The organism is Pseudescherichia sp., assembly GCF_031998825.1.
GTDB lineage: Bacteria > Pseudomonadota > Gammaproteobacteria > Enterobacterales > Enterobacteriaceae > Pseudescherichia.
Genome location: NZ_DAMACX010000063.1, coordinates 1 through 17,695, shown reverse-complemented (window position 1 = coordinate 17,695; position 17,695 = coordinate 1). Strand labels below are relative to the sequence as shown.

Here is a 17,695-nt window from a genome sequence, read left to right as displayed (position 1 = left end):
TTTTGGAGCGGGAAACGAGACTCGAACTCGCGACCCCGACCTTGGCAAGGTCGTGCTCTACCAACTGAGCTATTCCCGCAAACTTGTTGCTGTCGTAACGTCAATTTCTCATCGTTACGGGAGGCGCATTATACGAGAAATCATTTTAGCTGCAACCCCCCTGAAAGCGAATTTTGCGAAATTAAGTTCAAATGCTGTAATATTCGTCACATTGTCTATTTTCACAGCGAATCGCTTTTCGTAGGCCCGGCAGGACGGTGCCGCCGGGCATGTTGCGCTTACAGCTTAATAAAATGCTCACGGTAATAAGCCAGCTCGGCCACGGACTCGCGGATATCATCCAGCGCCTGGTGAGTATTCTGCTTCTTCAGGCCATCCAGCACCTCTGGCTTCCAGCGCTTAGCCAGCTCTTTCAGCGTGCTGACGTCAAGATAGCGATAGTGGAAGTAGGCCTCCAGCTCTGGCATATACTTAAACAGGAAGCGACGATCCTGGCCGATGCTGTTGCCACAGATAGGCGATTTCCCCGCCGGGACCCACTCCTTCAGGAAGGCGATGGTTGCCAGCTCGGCGGCGCGATCGTCCTGGGTGCTGGCCTTAACCCGCTCCACCAGCCCGCTGCCGGTATGGGTGCGTACGTTCCACTCGTCCATCAGCGCCAGCTGTTCGTCGGACTGATGCACGGCAATCACCGGGCCTTCCGCCAGAATATTCAGGTTGGCATCGGTGACCAGGGTTGCGATCTCAATAATGCGATCGCGCTCGGGATCCAGCCCGGTCATCTCAAGATCGATCCAAATCAGGTTGTTTTCATCTGCACTCATGCTATTTTCCACCCATCTCGCACGACTATAATTATCTAAATTAGCATCTATCATAGAGGTTTTGCCCACCAGGGGCGACCAGGAGTCAGTACGATTGAGTAAAAATAAACTCTCCAAAGGCCAGCAGCGCCGTGTGAAAGCAAACCACCAGCGTCGGCTTAAAACGTCTACGGAGAAGCCGGACTACGACGATAACCTGTTTGGCGAGACCGCCGAAGGGATCGTTATTAGCCGTTTTGGTATGCACGCCGACGTTGAAGCCGCCGACGGCGACGTCCACCGCTGCAACATTCGCCGCACCATCCGCTCGCTGGTGACCGGTGACCGGGTGGTCTGGCGTCCGGGCAAACCTGCCGCCGAAGGCATCAACGTGAAAGGCATCGTTGAGGCGGTGCACGAGCGCACGTCGGTCCTGACCCGGCCCGATTTTTACGACGGGGTAAAACCCATTGCCGCCAATATCGATCAGATCATCATTGTCTCTGCCATCCTGCCGGAGCTGTCGCCTAACATCATCGACCGCTATCTTGTGGCCTGTGAAACGCTGGACGTGGAACCGCTCATCGTACTCAACAAGATTGACCTGCTGGACGAGGAAAGCAGAGCGTTTGTGGACGAGCAGATGGATGTCTACCGTAAGATTGGCTATCGCGTGCTGATGGTCTCCAGTCACACCCAGGACGGCTTAAAACCGCTGGAAGAGGCGCTGACCGATCGTATCAGCATCTTTGCTGGCCAGTCCGGCGTTGGCAAATCGAGCCTGCTCAATGCCCTGCTGGGGCTTCAGGAGGAGATCTTAACTAACGACGTCTCTGACAACTCGGGGCTGGGCCAGCACACCACCACGGCGGCGCGACTCTATCACTTCCCGCACGGCGGGGATGTGATCGACTCCCCTGGCGTACGGGAATTTGGTCTCTGGCACCTGGAGCCGGAACAAATCACCCGCGGCTTTGTCGAATTCCACGACTACCTCGGCCACTGTAAGTACCGCGACTGCAAGCACGGCAGCGATCCCGGCTGTGCGATCCGGGAAGCCGTTGATAAAGGCGAGATTGCTGAAACCCGGTTTGAAAACTATCACCGTATTCTGGAGAGCATGGCGCAGGTAAAAACGCGTAAAAACTTTTCTGAATCCGACGACTGACAATTAAGCTGAGCATCGCTAAAATCGTCCCCTTTTTTTAAGGGTCCGCTGCTGCGTTGCGGATCAGGAACGACCAAAACACTAGCCTGGAGGCTACCTTGTTAGACTCATTTAAACTTTCGCTTCAATACATTCTGCCTAAACTGTGGCTCACTCGCCTCGCGGGCTGGGGCGCAAGCAAACGCGGGGGATGGCTGACCAAGCTGGTCATCGACCTGTTCGTCAAATACTACAAGGTCAATATGCAGGAGGCGCAGAAGCCTGATACTGCCAGCTATCGTACCTTTAATGACTTTTTTGTCCGTCCGCTGCGCGACGAAGTCCGCCCGCTGAATACCGACCCCAGCGTGCTGGTGATGCCTGCCGACGGCGTGATCAGCCAGCTAGGCCGCATCGAAAACGACAAGCTGCTGCAGGCCAAAGGCCATCACTACAGCCTGGAAGCGCTGCTGGCCGGTAACTATCTGCTGGCGGACACGTTCCGTGACGGCAGCTTCGCGACCACCTATCTGTCGCCGCGCGACTATCACCGCGTCCACATGCCGTGCAACGGCATCCTGCGTGAGATGATCTACGTGCCGGGCGATCTCTTCTCGGTAAATCACCTCACCGCGCGCAACGTGCCGAACCTGTTCGCCCGTAACGAACGCGTTATCTGCGTGTTCGACACCGAGTTTGGCCCGATGGCGCAGATTCTGGTGGGTGCGACCATCGTTGGCAGCATCGAAACCGTCTGGGCAGGCACGATTACGCCGCCGCGCGAAGGCATTATCAAACGCTGGACGTGGCCGGAAGGCGAAAGTGAAGGTGCTGTGGCGCTGCTGAAGGGCCAGGAGATGGGGCGCTTTAAGCTCGGCTCAACGGTGATCAACCTCTTCGCACCGGGCAGCGTCGCGCTGGCAGAGCATTTAGAGAGCCTGTCGGTGACTAAAATCGGCGAACCGCTGGCCTACTCTACCGAGGCCGTGGCCCCGGACGTCACCCCTACCCCGCTGCCGCAGGAAGAGATTGACGCCGAGCACGACGCCAACCCGCTGGTAGACGACCACAAAGATCCGGTCTGATTTAACAAAGCTTTAATTTTACAAAGGTAGAGCAACGTGCGCCTGATTATCGCATTTCTGATGGCCTGGTGCCTCAGCGCGGGGGCGTACGCTGCGACGATCCCCGACGCCAAACAGATCACCCAGGAGCTGGAGCAAGCCAAAGCGGCCACCGCCTCGCCAGAGCAGGCAGAGACCGTCGAGGCGCTCCAGTCCGCGCTGAATGCCCTTGAGGAGCGTAACGGCTCCCTCGAGCGCGCCAAGCAGTATCAGCAGGTCATCGACGACTTCCCCAAACTCTCCCAAACGCTGCGCACCCAGTTCAGCAGCCTGCGCGACGAGCCGAAAGCCGTTCCGGCGGGTATCTCCACCGATGCGCTGAACCAGGAGATCCTCCAGGTTAGCAGCCAACTGCTGGAAAAAACGCGGCTTGCCCAGCAGGAGCAGGAGCGCGCCCGTGAGATCAACGACTCTTTAAGCCAGCTTCCGCAGCAGCAGACCGACGCCCGTCGCCAGCTGAGTGAGGTAGAACGCCGCATCGGTACGCAGACTGGCACAACCGCGCTGGCCCAGGCGCAGACTTTGAGCGCGCAGGCGACCTCCGCCAGGCTGAAAGCCCAGGTTGACGAGCTGGAGCTGGCCCAGCTGTCGGCGAACAACCGTCAGGAGCTGGCGCGGATGCGCTCCGAGCTGGCCCAGAGGCAGGCCCAGCAGCTGGATACTTATCTGCAGGCGCTGCGTAACCATCTCAACAGCCAGCGTCAGCGCGAAGCTGAGCAAGCCCTGGAGAGCACCGAGCTGCTGGCAGAGAATAGCGCCAACCTGCCCGCGGGCATCGTTGACCAGTTCAAAATCAACCGCGAGCTGTCGCAGGCGCTTAACCAGCAGGCCCAGCGCATGGATCTGGTTGCCTCCCAGCAGCGCCAGGCGACCGGCCAGACGTTGCAGGTACGCCAGGCCCTGAATACGCTGCGCGAGCAGTCCCAGTGGCTGGGAGTTTCCAACATGCTGGGCGATGCGCTGCGCGCCCAGGTGGCCCGGCTGCCGGAGATGCCGAAGCCGCAGCAGCTGGATACCGAGATGGCTCAGCTGCGGGTACACCGCATGCACTATGAGGATCTGCTCAACAAGCAGCCTCAGCTGCGCCAGATCCGTCAGGCGGACGGCCAGCCGCTGACCGCCGAGCAGAGCCGTATTCTGGAGGCGCAGCTGCGTACCCAGCGTGAGCTGCTCACCTCCCTGCTGCAGGGGGGCGATACGCTGATCCTCGAGCTGACCAAGCTTAAAGTCTCCAACAGCCAGCTTGAGGATGCGCTAAAAGAGGTTAACGAAGCTACCCACCGCTACCTCTTCTGGACCGCCGACGTCAGCCCGATGACGCTCAGCTGGCCGATTGAGATTGTCCAGGACCTGCGTCGCCTCATCTCGCTGGATACCGTAAACCAGCTCGGCAAGGCAACGATGATGATGCTGACCAGCAAGGAAACGCTGCTGCCGCTGTTTGCCGCGCTGGTGCTGGTGGGCTTCAGCGTCTACTCCCGCAAGCACTTTACCCGCTTCCTGGAGCGCTCCAGCGCGAAGGTCGGCAAGGTGACGCAGGATCACTTCTGGCTCACGCTGCGCACGGTATTCTGGTCGATCCTCGTTGCCTCACCGCTGCCGGTGCTGTGGGCGACGCTCGGCTACGGCCTGCGATCCGCCTGGCCCTACCCGCTGGCAGTGGCGATCGGCGACGGCGTCACCGCCACCGTACCGCTGCTGTGGGTAGTGATGATCTGCGCTACCTTCGCCCGTCCTACCGGCCTGTTTGTTGCCCACTTTGGCTGGCCGCGTAGCCGGGTTGCTCGCGGGCTGCGCTCCTACCTGATGAGCATCGGCCTGATCGTGCCGCTGATTATGGCGCTGATCATGTTCGATAACCTCAACGACCGCGAATTCTCCGGCTCCCTTGGCCGTCTCTGCTTTATGCTGATCTGCGGCGCGCTGGCCGTGGTCACGCTGAGCCTGAAACGCGCCGGGATCCCACTCTATGTCGATAAGACCGGCAGCGGCGACAACATGGTTAACCACATGCTCTGGAACCTGCTGATGAGCGCCCCGCTGGCGGCGATGCTGGCGGCTGCCGTCGGCTACCTGGCGACCGCCCAGGCGCTGCTGGCTCGTCTGGAGACCTCGGTAGCGATCTGGTTCCTGCTGCTGGTGGTGTATCACATCATCCGCCGCTGGATGCTGATCCAGCGCCGCCGTCTGGCCTTTGACCGCGCAAGACATCGTCGGGCGGAGATCCTGGCCCAGCGCGCACGTGGCGAAGAGGAGCAGGCCCACTCAACCAGCACGGAGGGCGCGGTAGAGGTGGACGAGAGCGAGCTGGATCTCGATGCTATCAGCGCCCAGTCGCTGCGGCTGGTGCGCTCACTCCTGATGCTCATCGCCCTGCTGTCGGTGATTGTGCTGTGGTCAGAGATCCACTCGGCGTTTGGCTTCCTGGAGAACATCTCCCTGTGGGACGTCACCTCGACGGTGCAGGGGGTAGAGAGCCTGGAGCCGATCACCCTCGGTGCGGTACTGATCGCCATCCTGGTGTTTATCATCACCACCCAGCTGGTGCGCCACCTGCCGGCCCTGCTGGAGCTGGCGCTGCTTCAGCACCTTGACCTGACGCCGGGGACAGGCTACGCCATCACCACCATCACCAAGTACCTGCTGATGCTATTCGGTGGTCTGGTGGGCTTCTCGATGATCGGTATCGAGTGGTCAAAACTGCAGTGGCTGGTAGCAGCCCTCGGTGTGGGATTAGGTTTTGGTTTACAGGAGATCTTCGCCAACTTTATCTCCGGCCTGATCATTCTGTTTGAGAAGCCGATCCGCATTGGCGATACCGTGACCATTCGCGATCTCACCGGTAGCGTAACGAAGATCAATACCCGTGCGACGACCATCAGCGACTGGGACCGCAAAGAGATTATCGTGCCGAATAAGGCGTTTATCACCGAGCAGTTTATCAACTGGTCGCTGTCGGATTCGGTGACGCGTGTAGTACTGACCGTTCCCGCGCCCTCTGATGCCAACAGCGAAGAGGTTACCCAACTGCTCTACACTGCCGCTGAGCGCTGCTCGCTGGTGATCGATAACCCGCCGCCGGAGGTCTTCCTGGTGGATCTGCAGCAGGGTATCCAGCTCTTTGAGCTGCGTATCTACGCCGCCGAGATGGGCCACCGGATGCCGCTGCGCCACGAGATCCACCAGCTGATCCTGCAGGGCTTCCGCGAGCATGGCATCGACCTGCCGTTCCCGCCGTTCCAGATGCGTCTGGAGTCGCTCGACGGCAAACGCACCGCCAGAACGCTAAGCTCTGCCGGACGCAGCCAACGCCCGTCGGGCAGTCTGTAAGAACCACGCCGCAGCTTAACCGCTGCGGCGTTTTTTTAGCGAGGTGATAACCCACCCACGCGGCTGATACGCCGCTGGTAGCGCTCATAAAGCCCCAACGCCAGCAGCGAGAAGAAGATCGGCCCGCCCGCCATCCACAGAGCGCTGCTCACATCCCCTTTCTCAATCACCGGCTCAATGACCGTAAAGATATTGGCGAAGGCCACCAGCAGCACAACCACGCCGGTCATCCCCAGCGTCGTACTGCGCGATTTGAAAATCACAAACGGTCGGTGCAGATCCGTTTTCGCCTTGAAGAAGGGAAACGCCAGCGCCAGGAAGAGGTACGGCAGCGTCATGGAGACGTTCGCCATCAGGGTCACTTTGTTATAAAACGCCGATGCCGTGCCGCCGCCAAACGAGACCAGCAGGATGATCAGGCTTACCAGCAGGCATTGAAGCCACATTGAGATCTCAGGCATGCCGCTCTTATTTAAACGCGTCATCGGCGCGGGCCACATCTCCTTCGGCGTACCCTGAATAATGGCTTTCAGCGGAGAGTAGATCAGCGTAAAGAATGCCCCGGTATAGGCGAGAAACATTGACAGGCCGGTTATCCTGGCAAACCAGATACCGGTCAGGCTAGCCGCTTCAGGCGACAGATGCAGCGCATTGCCCAGCGTGGTGCCCAGACTCTGCATTAGCACGTAGGTAATGTTGCCAAGGTTGGTCGAATCAGTGCTCAACACCTGCTGCCAGTTGGTGCTGACGCCCCACAGAATAATAGCGAGGGAGTAGCCGACGGAGATAACAATCGCAGCGAAGATGATCCCTTTGGCAAAGTTTTTTTCCGGGTTTTCGGTCTTATCCACCAGGCCGCCTACCGCCTCAATGCCACCGTAGGCAAACAGGGCAAACACCATAAACGACAGCATGGAGAGATCGGAGTGGTAGCCGGGGTTCGGTGAAGCCGTAAAATTGATCGCCTCGGCAAAATGCCCGCCGTTGAGCAGTAGAATAGCGATGCTGGCAAGCAGCAGCACCAGGTTAAGACACATCACGGCAATCCCGCCAACGGCGGTAACTTTGGCGATCTTATTAATGCCTTTTGCCGCCACAAAGGTGACCACCACCATCCAGACAACGGCCAGAACGCCCACGACCTGCGTGGACTGTAAGCCAGCGACGTGCCAGCGCTGGGTCATATCCGCGCCAACAATAAAGGTGGAGAAGGGAACCCACACCTTAGCAGCGGTACTCACCATCCAGATGACGTACGACGAAAACCACATAAAGGTGCCGATAAACGCATAGCGTGGCCCGACGCTGTTCTCCATCCATGAGTAGATACCGCCCTCCTCCTTGCGGTAGGCAGCCCCCATCTCGGCCATCATCAAAGCAAAGGGTATGAAGAAGAACAGAGCCGCGAAGATATACCAGGGCGTGGCGCTGTGTCCCATCAAAAAGAATGCGGCAGGCGTGTTTCCAAAGCCAAAAACCGACGTAAATATCATGAGAACAAGCCCCATCAGGCTCATCTTTTTAAGATTGTCGCTCATAGATCTATCCATGTTGTCTGGTGAAAGAGAGAGGGTAAAAAAGTTACCCAAACGAACGGCTGGATAGTAACAAAGCGGTAGTTTTAAATTGTGACTTCAGGAGAGAAAGCAAAAGATGACGCGAGAAATTAGCACAAAAAGTAATATTTTATTTTGCACTATTAATGCACTCGCGTAGGCCGGGCAAGCAGAGCGCCGCCCGGCAACGACAATCAGGCACGATCGACCGAAAAGGCCAACACCTCGGCCAGGCTCTCTGCACCCAGGGCCAGCATCACCAGACGATCGACCCCCAGCGCCACGCCGGAGCAGTCCGGCAGACCAGCCTCGAGCGCGCCCAGCAGGTTGTAGTCGATAGGCTGCTGCTCCAGGCCCATCGCCGCACGCTTGCGGTTATCCTGCTCAAAGCGCTGCTGCTGCTCACGCGCGTCGGTCAGCTCATGGAAACCGTTCGCCAGCTCCATGCCTTTGAAGTAGACCTCAAAGCGCTCCGCCACGCGGTGATCTTCGGTGCTGATCTGCGCCAGCGCCGCCTGGCTTGCCGGGAAGTGATAGACAAACGCCGGGCGATCTTTGCCAATGTGCGGCTCCACGCCCATGGTAAAGAGCAGCTGTAGCAGCGTGTCCCGATCCTCTTCCCGATCGGCGATATTGCTGAGATCCAGTTTTGCCGCCACGTCACGCAGCTGCTGCTTATCGGCCGAGAGCGGATCGATATTGAGATGGCGCTGGAACGCCTGCTGGTAGGAGAGCGACTCCGCCGCCGGGCAATCCAGCACCTGTTGCAGCAGATCGTCCATCTCGTTCATCAGCCGGTACATGTCATAGTGCGGACGGTACCACTCCAGCATGGTGAACTCGGGGTTGTGATGACGCCCCATCTCCTCATTGCGAAAGCTGCGACACAGCTGGAACACCGGCCCACAGCCAGCGGCCAGCAGGCGTTTCATGTGATACTCCGGGCTGGTCATCAGATAGAGATCCAGTCCGTGGGAATGGCCCGGGCCAACAAAACGGGTTTTAAACGGGAAAAGATGAATGTCCGTTACCGTCGCCTGGCTCATGCAGGGCGTCTCCACCTCCAGCACGCCGCGATCGGCAAAGAAACGGCGGATCTCGGCCATTATTGCTGCGCGTTTCAGCAGGTTAGGGATAGATGCGCTCGGCCGCCAGGCTGCCGTTTCACTCATGGTATGTTCTCCGATGTCAGACAAGGGCACGAAGTCTACTCGACGGTCGACCCGGAGACAAATTCTGTGCGGCAAATTTACGCAATCAGAACCCTTTTTCGTGACGGGCCAGAGCAAAAAACGGCTGCAAAGATCGGCAAAAAAATCGAACACATCAAATTTCCCCTAAATCCCTGAGGTTATACTGGCGTACCCATAATGGAGCAGTGGAACTGTTTACAGCCAATCTGGAGGAATGTCGTGCACACTTTTCAAGCCGATCTCGTCGTCATAGGCGCTGGCGGCGCGGGTTTACGCGCTGCTATAGCGGCCGCCCAGGCGGATCCCCATGCGAAAATCGCCCTCGTCTCAAAGGTCTATCCTATGCGCAGCCACACCGTGGCAGCCGAAGGCGGCTCCGCTGCCGTCGCACAGGATCACGACAGCTTTGAGTACCATTTTCACGACACCGTGGCCGGCGGCGACTGGCTGTGTGAGCAGGACGTTGTCGACTACTTTGTCCACCAGTGTCCAGCGGAGATGACCCAGCTTGAGCTGTGGGGCTGTCCGTGGAGCCGCCGCCCGGACGGCAGCGTCAACGTGCGCCGCTTCGGCGGGATGAAGATCGAACGCACGTGGTTCGCCGCCGATAAGACCGGCTTCCATATGCTGCACACCCTCTTCCAGACCTCCCTCCAGTTCCCGCAGATCCAGCGCTTCGATGAGCACTTCGTGCTGGACATCCTCGTGGACGACGGCCAGGTTCGTGGCCTGGTCGCCATGAATATGATGGAGGGTACCCTGATGCAGATCCGCGCCAATGCGGTAGTAATGGCTACCGGCGGTGCGGGGCGCGTCTATCGCTATAACACTAACGGCGGCATCGTCACCGGCGACGGCATGGGCATGGCGCTGGCCCACGGCGTGCCGCTGCGCGATATGGAGTTCGTGCAGTACCACCCCACCGGCCTGCCCGGCTCCGGTATTCTGATGACGGAGGGCTGCCGAGGTGAAGGCGGCATTCTGGTCAACAAAAACGGCTATCGCTATCTGCAAGACTACGGCATGGGGCCGGAGACGCCGCTGGGCGAGCCGAAAAACAAATATATGGAGCTGGGGCCGCGCGACAGAGTCTCTCAGGCTTTCTGGCACGAGTGGCGTAAGGGCAACACTATCCCCACTCCGCGCGGCGACGTGGTCTATCTCGATCTGCGCCATCTTGGCGAAAAGAAAATTCTCGAGCGCCTGCCCTTTATCTGCGAGCTGGCCAAGGCCTACGTTGGCGTCGATCCGGTGAAAGAGCCTATCCCTGTCCGTCCGACCGCTCACTACACCATGGGCGGCATTGAGACCGACAGCCAGTGTGAGACCCGCATTAAGGGGCTTTTTGCCGTGGGCGAGTGCTCCTCGGTCGGCCTGCACGGCGCTAACCGTCTCGGCTCAAACTCGCTGGCGGAGCTGGTGGTATTTGGTCGCCTGGCAGGTGAACGTGCTATTGCGCATTCACGCGCCGTGGGTACCGCCGCCGATAGCGCCCTGACCGCTCAGGCCGTTGATGTGGAGCAGCGTCTGAAAGCCCTGGTTAACCAGCAGGGCAACGAGAGCTGGGCGACGATCCGCGATGAGATGGGCCTGTCAATGGAAGAGGGTTGCGGCATCTACCGTACCCCGGAGCTAATGCAGAAAACTGTCGACAAGCTGGCGGAGCTGCAGGAGCGCTTTAAGCGCGTGCGGATTACCGATACCTCCAGCGTCTTTAATACCGATCTGCTCTACACCATTGAGCTGGGGCACGGTCTGAACGTCGCCGAGTGTATGGCCCACTCCGCGCTGGCCCGCAAAGAGTCACGCGGGGCGCACCAGCGTCTGGATGAGGGCTGCACCGAGCGTGACGACGTTAATTTCCTGAAACATACCCTCGCCTTCCGCGATACCGATGGCACAACACGGCTTGACTACAGCGATGTAAAAATCACCACGCTGCCCCCGGCGAAACGCGTCTACGGCGGGGAAGCGGAAGCCGCCGAGAACAAGGAGAAGGCGAATGGCTGAGATGAAAAACCTAAACGTTGAGGTGGTGCGCTACAACCCAGAGGTCGATTCCGCCCCTCACAGCGTTGTTTATGAGGTGCCCTACGATGAGCAGACCTCGCTGCTGGACGCGCTGGGCTACATCAAAGATAACCTCGCCCCCGACCTGAGCTACCGCTGGTCCTGCCGCATGGCCATCTGCGGCTCCTGCGGCATGATGGTTAATAACGTGCCGAAGCTGGCCTGTAAAACCTTCCTGCGCGACTACGTGAAGGGCATCAAGGTGGCGGCGCTAGGGAACTTCCCGATTGAGCGCGATCTGGTGGTGGATATGACCCACTTTATCGAAAGCCTGGAGGCTATCAAGCCCTACATCATCGGTAATCCTCGCACACCAGAGCAGGGGCCTAACCGCCAGACGCCAGCGCAGATGGCGAAGTATCACCAGTTCTCCGGCTGCATCAACTGCGGGCTATGCTATGCCGCCTGTCCGCAATTTGGCCTGAATTCGGAGTTTATCGGCCCGGCGGCCATTACCCTGGCCCATCGCTACAACCAAGACAGCCGCGACCATGGCAAGCGGGAACGTATGGCACAGCTGAACGGCGAGAACGGCGTCTGGAGCTGTACCTTTGTCGGCTACTGCTCTGAAGTCTGTCCGAAGCATGTCGATCCGGCGGCAGCCATTCAGCAGGGCAAGGTAGAGAGTTCAAAAGACTTTCTGATCGCCACCCTGAAACCACGCTAAGGAGCGCACGATGACAACGAAACGTAAACCCTGGGTGCAGCCGATGCCGTCAGGCTGGTGGAAAAGCCTGCCCTTTTACCGCTTCTATATGCTGCGCGAAGGCACCTCCGTGCCTACGGTCTGGTTCAGCATCGTGCTGATCTACGGTCTGTTTGCGCTGAAGCACGGTCCGGAGTCATGGGCGGGGTTTGTCGGCTTTTTACAAAACCCGGTGGTGATTATCCTGAACTTGCTGACATTAGCCGCGGCGCTGTTGCATACCAAAACATGGTTTGAGCTGGCCCCGAAAGCCGCCACCATCATCGTGAAGGGTGAAAAGCTGGGGTCGCAGCCGGTTATCAGAGCCCTGTGGGCCGTCACGGCGCTGGTCAGCGTAGTGATTCTGTTTATTGCACTCTTCTGGTAAGGAGGCCTCATGATTAACCCAAACCCAAAACGCGCTGACGAACCAGTATTCTGGGGGCTGTTTGGCGCAGGCGGCATGTGGGGTGCCATCATCGCCCCGGTCATCGTGCTGCTGGTTGGTATTCTGCTGCCGCTCGGGCTCTATCCTGGGGAGGCGCTGGGCTACGATCGCGTCCTGGCTTTTGCCCAGAGTCTTATTGGCCGGGCATTTATCTTCTTGATGATTGTCCTGCCGCTGTGGTGTGGCCTGCACCGTATTCACCATGGCATGCACGACCTCAAAATCCACGTATCCCATGGCAAATGGGTGTTCTATGGCCTGGCGGCCATCCTGAGCATCGTCACGCTGATTGGCGTTATCACGCTTTAACGCCGCCGATGCCCAACCCAATGCTGTTGGGCATCGCATTACGGAAATATCTCCCGACGCAAAATACATTTTCTTGAGTCAGGTTCTACACTTAGCAAAAAAGCCTGTAAGGAAAATACTATGCGTCTGCTACCCGTTGTTGCCGCCGTTGCCGCTGCGTTTGTGGTGGTCTCCTGTAGCTCCCCTACCCCGCCCTCTGGCGTAACGGTTGTCGAGCATTTTGATGCCAAACGCTATATTGGAACCTGGTATGAGATCGCCCGCCTCGACCATCGCTTTGAGCGCGGGCTGACTAACGTCACCGCCACCTATACGCTGCGCGATGATGGCGGCCTGAACGTGATCAATAAGGGCTACAACCCTTCACGAGGAATGTGGCAGTCCACCGACGGCAAGGCTTACTTTACCGGGAGCCCGGATCGCGCCGCGCTGAAGGTCTCTTTCTTTGGTCCCTTCTACGGCGGCTATAACGTGATTGCGTTGGATAAAGACTATCAGCATGCGCTGGTCTGCGGCCCGAATCGTGACTACCTGTGGATCCTGTCGCGCACCCGTACTATCCCTGACAAGGTAAAACAGCAGCTGCTGGATACCGCCACCCGCCAGGGATTTGCCGTAGAGAAGCTGATTTGGGTGCCGCAGAACCGCTAGTGGGTGCTGAGCTTCAGCCCAATAATCCCGGCAACGATCAGCGCCAGACTGATGATCCGCGCCGGGCTAGCTGACTCGCCCAGCAGCAGAATGCCTGCCGTTGCAGCACCCACCGCACCGATGCCTGTCCAGATGGCGTAGGCCGTGCCCACCGGCAGGGTTTTCATTGCCCATGACAGCATGACAATGCTGACAATCATCGCGCTAACGGTGATCAGGCTGGGAACAATACGGGTAAAACCGTGGGTGTACTTCAGGCCAATAGCCCAGACAACTTCAAGCAGACCAGCAATAAACAGAATGAACCAGGACATAGCAGGCTCCCGACTGTGGGGCCGTCCCCGGTGAAAGATGGCGCTTGTGGGTCGTCCCGCAAGGCTAAGGTGAGTAAAGAATTGTCGCCTGGGGTAGGTTGTTTTTCAACTTCTTTATAAAACGCCCGTTTAGGCCATTTAAAGCAAGAAATAGATACAGTTAGCAACGTAGTTCCCGCATTTATCCCTCAGCACTCCCCCCTATGATAGGGAGCTTTCTGCTAGCAGTAAGCCGTCACCCCTATCCTGACTGCGAATAAAGATATGCTGAAAATTCTTTTGATTGACCGTTGTTATTTCACCCGTTCCGGGCTGGAGATATGGCTCAATCAAGCTGGTTTATTTTCCACCCCCGTTGTCGTTACCGGACTGAATAACCTGATGCTGGCAAAAGAGCATGCCATGCAGTGGCAACCGGACCTGATTATTGCCGATCTCTACGGTTTCGCTGGCGATCTGCACCATATTCAACAGCTCTCGTCGCTGCTGACCGCCTGTAACGAGCATGGTCAGCTTATCCTGCTACAGTCCGGCCATAACGCGGAGATGGAGAGCTACTGTCAGCAATTCCCCATCTCTGCCCGCCTGGCAAAAACCAGTTCCCTGGATGAGTTAGCAAAAGCAATGGATACTGCGCTGCTTGCCCGCCCGGTCTACGCTAAGCCGCAGACCGCCGCACCGCTGCTTACGCGTCAGGAGGAGAAAGTACTATCGCTGTGGATGGAAGGGACGAACAATCACTCTATTGCTCACCGTCTCGGGATTAACGGTAAAACAGTGTATACCTACAAGCGTAATATTCGCATGAAGCTGGGGATGTGTAATCGCTTTACGCCGTTCCTGTCGTTGCCGGAAGGGGTAGGTTAACGGTACGGCGAGCGGCCGTACCGTCCAGGATTACTGCTGCGCTTTGGTTGCTGCACCGGAAATAGCGCTACCGCCGGTAGAGATATCTTCACCAACGCCACGGGTGGTGTTACAGGCGGTTAATGCTGTAGAAAGCACCAGTACAGAAAAGATCGCTGCAATTGTTTTCTTAACCATAATATCTTCCTTTATAGCCAAAGTTATTTGTGTATAGCCACTTAAGCATAGACAAAATCTCAGGAAATGATGGGAGAGGATGATTTTTTAAGAAAATTCGAGCGAGAGGAACAGTGACAGGGACGGTAGAAAAGCTGTCGGCGCAGCGGGAGCCACGCCGACAGGCTTAACGCATAAATTACTTCACGCGGGAAACGTATTCGCCAGAGCGGGTGTCAACTTTGATCACTTCGCCAATCTGCACGAACAGCGGAACCTTAACTACCGCACCGGTAGAGAGGGTAGCCGGTTTGCCACCGGTACCTGCGGTGTCACCCTTCAGGCCTGGATCGGTTTCAATGATCTCCAGCTCTACGAAGTTCGGCGGGGTGACAGCGATAGGCTGGCCGTTCCACAGAGTCACGATGCACTCAGCCTGATCCAGCAGCCATTTAGCGTTCTCGCCAACCGCTTTCTCATCGGCAGCCAGCTGCTCGAAGGTCTGGTTGTTCATGAAGTGGTAGAACTCACCGTCGTTGTAGAGGTAAGTCAGGTTCATATCTACAACGTCTGCGCCTTCAGCGGAGTCGGTAGATTTGAAGGTTTTCTCAACGCGGGTGCCGGTCAGCAGACGGCGCAGCTTAACGCGGGCGAAAGCCTGGCCTTTGCCCGGTTTAACGAATTCACTGGCTTCAACCGCATACGGTTCGCCATCCATCATGATTTTAAGACCAGCACGAAAATCGTTGCTATAGTAAGTCGCCATAAGGCCCTCTGAAATTGATAACTGGTAGCTAAGCCACAAAATGGCGCATATTGTAACCCTAAATACCCCATCCAGAGAAGATTGGTTAGTACAACTTGCCGATGTAATTACCGATCCGGATGAACTACTGCGTCTGTTAAATATAGACGCCGATGAAAATCTGCTCGCAGGAAGGGCGGCGAAACGCCTGTTTGCCCTGCGCGTCCCCCGGGCATTTGTCGCCCGAATGGAGCGGGGCAACCCCAACGATCCGCTGCTAAGACAGGTACTTACCTCGCAGGAGGAGTTTGTTGCCGCTCCCGGATTCAGCACCGATCCGCTTGATGAGCAGCATAGCGTTGTCCCTGGACTGCTGCATAAATACCGTAACCGCGCCCTGCTGCTGGTGAAGGGTGGCTGCGCGGTAAACTGTCGCTACTGCTTCCGCCGTCACTTCCCCTACGCCGATAATCAGGGCAACAAGCGTAACTGGCAGGCTGCACTGGATTATATTTCCGCGCATCCTGAGCTGGATGAGATCATCTTCTCCGGCGGCGATCCGCTGATGGCGAAGGATCATGAGCTGGAGTGGCTGCTGACTCAGCTGGAAGCGATCCCGCATGTGAAGCGCCTGCGCATTCACAGCCGGCTGCCGATTGTGATCCCGGCGCGTATCACCGATACGCTGGCATCACGCTTTGCTCGCTCCTCGCTGCAGATCCTGCTGGTTAACCATATTAACCATGCCCAGGAGATTGATGCGTCGTTTCGCCAGGCGATGGCGACGCTGCGCACTGCGGGCGTGACGCTGCTTAATCAGAGCGTGCTGCTGCGTGGCGTTAACGATAGCGCCCAGACGCTGGCGGATCTCAGCAATGCGCTGTTTGATGCAGGCGTAATGCCTTACTACCTGCACGTGCTGGATAAGGTTCAGGGTGCGGCGCATTTTATGGTGACGGATGATGAAGCCCGCCAGATTATACGCGAGCTGTTGACGCTGGTATCAGGCTATATGGTGCCACGCCTGGCGCGGGAGATCGGCGGCGAGCCGAGCAAGACACCGCTGGATCTGCAGCTGCGCCAGAGTTAAACCCGTAGGCCGGGCAAACGCAGTGCCGCCCGGCGTTGCAGCTAATCAGTTCGGGCACTTATAGACCTGGCCGTTCATTTCGCTGGCGGTCGGAACAAAGCTCGACATAAAGCCCTGGGTAGGCGTGGTGACGCTGTAGAGAACGTTGCCGCCCATCTCGGCGGCGTGGTTACGCAGCGATATGGCCGCGCCGCGCATGGAGCCACCCTCGTCACCATGCTGGCCAGAGAGCCAGTTGCTCTGCTTGCCCGTGGCGGTGCCGATATAGTGGCACTCCGCGCCCGGCTTATCTTCCACAAAGCGAACGCTCTGCCCGCCTGCGGTTAAGGTGTTGCTGGAACTACAGCCTGCCAGCAGCAGTGCCGCACCTACGATCCCTGCAGAAACTTTTATGCGCATTTTCTTCCTCGTTCTTATCAGCTGGACACAACCTGTCCGTGTCTAAACCTTATACTAAAAAGATGACCAAAAGAAAAACCCCCGGACATTTCTGCCCGGGGGTTTCTCTTTATGACGGATGCCCGCCCAAATCATTCTGGTTGCAGGAAGGCGGCAAGTTCGCGTATCCCCAGGAGCTTACTGAAGTAAGTGACTGGGGTGCGTGAACGCAGCCAACACACCTGCGGCCTGAAGGATGCCGGGCGGAGGGGGGCATTACATCATGCCGCCCATACCACCCATGCCGCCCATACCGCCAGCGCCACCTAAGTCAGGTGCGTCAGCTTTCGGCAGGTCAGTCACCATGCACTCGGTGGTGATCATCAGACCGGCTACGGAGGCCGCGTACTGCAGAGCAGAACGGGTCACTTTAGTCGGATCCAGGATACCCATGTCGATCATGTTGCCGTACTCTTCGGTCGCTGCGTTGTAACCGTAGTTACCGTCGCCCGCTTTCACGGTGTTGGCAACAACAGACGGCTCTTCGCCGCAGTTCAGTACGATCTGACGCAGTGGTGCTTCCATTGCGCGCAGCGCAACTTTGATACCGACGTTCTGGTCTTCGTTCTGGCCTTTCAGATCGGCGATTTTGCTGGCAACGCGGATCAGCGCTACGCCACCACCGGCAACCACGCCCTCTTCAACCGCAGCACGGGTAGCATGCAGGGCATCTTCAACGCGGGCTTTCTTCTCTTTCATTTCAACTTCGGTCGCAGCACCGACTTTGATTACCGCTACGCCACCTGCCAGTTTCGCTACGCGCTCCTGC

Annotated in this window: 18 protein-coding genes and 1 tRNA gene; 10 read left to right on the top strand and 9 right to left on the bottom strand. The window is 57.8% G+C overall.

What is annotated here, in order from left to right:
- Window positions 1–3: 3 nt before the first annotated feature.
- Both RTP97_RS19370 and orn read right to left on the bottom strand, forming a co-directional pair.
- Window positions 4–79 (bottom strand) — tRNA-Gly (locus RTP97_RS19370).
- A gap of 199 nt (window positions 80–278) precedes the next feature.
- The gene (gene orn, locus RTP97_RS19365) at window positions 279–824 is read right to left on the bottom strand and encodes an oligoribonuclease (protein ID WP_312416538.1); all 546 of its coding nucleotides are present in this window, start codon (window positions 822–824) and stop codon (window positions 279–281) included.
- A gap of 94 nt (window positions 825–918) precedes the next feature.
- Between orn and rsgA the strand changes: the two genes are divergently transcribed.
- The 3 genes from rsgA to mscM all read left to right on the top strand — a co-directional run bounded on the left by rsgA (window position 919) and on the right by mscM (window position 6,404).
- Window positions 919–1,971: a small ribosomal subunit biogenesis GTPase RsgA gene (gene rsgA / locus RTP97_RS19360; RefSeq protein ID WP_312416537.1), complete on the top strand. Its 1,053-nt coding sequence runs from the start codon at window positions 919–921 to the stop codon at window positions 1,969–1,971.
- Window positions 1,972–2,069: 98 nt separating this feature from the next.
- Window positions 2,070–3,035, top strand: coding sequence for an archaetidylserine decarboxylase (asd, locus tag RTP97_RS19355; RefSeq protein ID WP_312416534.1), 966 nt, complete (start codon window positions 2,070–2,072; stop codon window positions 3,033–3,035).
- A 36-nt stretch (window positions 3,036–3,071) separates the two neighbouring features.
- Window positions 3,072–6,404, top strand: a complete 3,333-nt coding sequence (gene mscM / locus RTP97_RS19350; protein WP_312416531.1) for a miniconductance mechanosensitive channel MscM — start codon at window positions 3,072–3,074, stop codon at window positions 6,402–6,404.
- Window positions 6,405–6,439: 35 nt separating this feature from the next.
- On the opposite strand, the gene yjeM is transcribed toward mscM, so the two are convergent.
- Together yjeM and epmA are read right to left on the bottom strand one after the other, a co-directional pair.
- Complete coding sequence (gene yjeM / locus RTP97_RS19345; RefSeq protein WP_312416528.1) at window positions 6,440–7,942, bottom strand: glutamate/gamma-aminobutyrate family transporter YjeM; 1,503 nt, start codon at window positions 7,940–7,942, stop codon at window positions 6,440–6,442.
- Between the two features lie 212 nt (window positions 7,943–8,154).
- Window positions 8,155–9,132, bottom strand: coding sequence for an elongation factor P--(R)-beta-lysine ligase (gene epmA, locus RTP97_RS19340; RefSeq protein WP_312416525.1), 978 nt, complete (start codon window positions 9,130–9,132; stop codon window positions 8,155–8,157).
- 240 nt (window positions 9,133–9,372) lie between these two features.
- On the opposite strand from epmA, the gene frdA reads away from it, so the two are divergent.
- The 5 genes from frdA (at window position 9,373) to blc (ending at window position 13,316) form a co-directional block, all read left to right on the top strand.
- On the top strand, window positions 9,373–11,163 hold the full coding sequence (gene frdA / locus RTP97_RS19335; protein WP_312416523.1) for a fumarate reductase (quinol) flavoprotein subunit: 1,791 nt from the start codon (window positions 9,373–9,375) through the stop codon (window positions 11,161–11,163).
- The gene (locus RTP97_RS19330) at window positions 11,156–11,890 is read left to right on the top strand and encodes a succinate dehydrogenase/fumarate reductase iron-sulfur subunit (RefSeq protein WP_312416521.1); all 735 of its coding nucleotides are present in this window, start codon (window positions 11,156–11,158) and stop codon (window positions 11,888–11,890) included. Before frdA ends, RTP97_RS19330 begins: the two co-directional genes overlap by 8 nt.
- 10 nt (window positions 11,891–11,900) lie before the next feature.
- Entirely contained in the window at window positions 11,901–12,296 is a 396-nt protein-coding gene (gene frdC, locus RTP97_RS19325) for a fumarate reductase subunit FrdC (RefSeq protein WP_312416518.1), read from the top strand.
- 9 nt (window positions 12,297–12,305) lie between these two features.
- Window positions 12,306–12,665, top strand: coding sequence for a fumarate reductase subunit FrdD (frdD, locus tag RTP97_RS19320; RefSeq protein WP_312416515.1), 360 nt, complete (start codon window positions 12,306–12,308; stop codon window positions 12,663–12,665).
- A gap of 120 nt (window positions 12,666–12,785) precedes the next feature.
- Window positions 12,786–13,316 carry an outer membrane lipoprotein Blc gene (gene blc / locus RTP97_RS19315; RefSeq protein ID WP_312416513.1) on the top strand — a complete coding sequence of 177 codons (531 nt, stop codon included), beginning with the start codon at window positions 12,786–12,788 and terminating at the stop codon, window positions 13,314–13,316.
- Here blc and sugE read toward each other — a convergent pair.
- Window positions 13,313–13,630: a quaternary ammonium compound efflux SMR transporter SugE gene (gene sugE, locus RTP97_RS19310; protein ID WP_312214428.1), complete on the bottom strand. Its 318-nt coding sequence runs from the start codon at window positions 13,628–13,630 to the stop codon at window positions 13,313–13,315. The genes blc and sugE overlap by 4 nt on opposite strands.
- A 264-nt stretch (window positions 13,631–13,894) precedes the next feature.
- Here sugE and RTP97_RS19305 point away from each other — a divergent pair, with 264 nt between their 5' ends.
- Entirely contained in the window at window positions 13,895–14,497 is a 603-nt protein-coding gene (locus tag RTP97_RS19305) for a LuxR C-terminal-related transcriptional regulator (protein ID WP_312416511.1), read from the top strand.
- Window positions 14,498–14,527: 30 nt separating this feature from the next.
- Here RTP97_RS19305 and ecnB read toward each other — a convergent pair whose 3' ends face one another.
- Window positions 14,528–14,674, bottom strand: coding sequence for a lipoprotein toxin entericidin B (gene ecnB, locus RTP97_RS19300; protein WP_312214425.1), 147 nt, complete (start codon window positions 14,672–14,674; stop codon window positions 14,528–14,530).
- 178 nt (window positions 14,675–14,852) lie between these two features.
- Window positions 14,853–15,419, bottom strand: coding sequence for an elongation factor P (gene efp, locus RTP97_RS19295; protein WP_042388697.1), 567 nt, complete (start codon window positions 15,417–15,419; stop codon window positions 14,853–14,855).
- 40 nt (window positions 15,420–15,459) lie between these two features.
- Between efp and epmB the strand changes: the two genes are divergently transcribed.
- Window positions 15,460–16,488 carry an EF-P beta-lysylation protein EpmB gene (gene epmB / locus RTP97_RS19290; RefSeq protein ID WP_312416510.1) on the top strand — a complete coding sequence of 343 codons (1,029 nt, stop codon included), beginning with the start codon at window positions 15,460–15,462 and terminating at the stop codon, window positions 16,486–16,488.
- Window positions 16,489–16,533: 45 nt separating this feature from the next.
- Here epmB and RTP97_RS19285 read toward each other — a convergent pair whose 3' ends face one another.
- Together RTP97_RS19285 and RTP97_RS19280 are read right to left on the bottom strand one after the other, a co-directional pair.
- A complete protein-coding gene (locus tag RTP97_RS19285; RefSeq protein WP_312416509.1) occupies window positions 16,534–16,887 on the bottom strand; it encodes a DUF4156 domain-containing protein in 354 nt (117 codons plus the stop codon).
- A gap of 255 nt (window positions 16,888–17,142) precedes the next feature.
- The coding region (locus tag RTP97_RS19280; RefSeq protein WP_312416507.1) for a TCP-1/cpn60 chaperonin family protein at window positions 17,143–17,695 on the bottom strand (553 nt) is incomplete at its 5' end.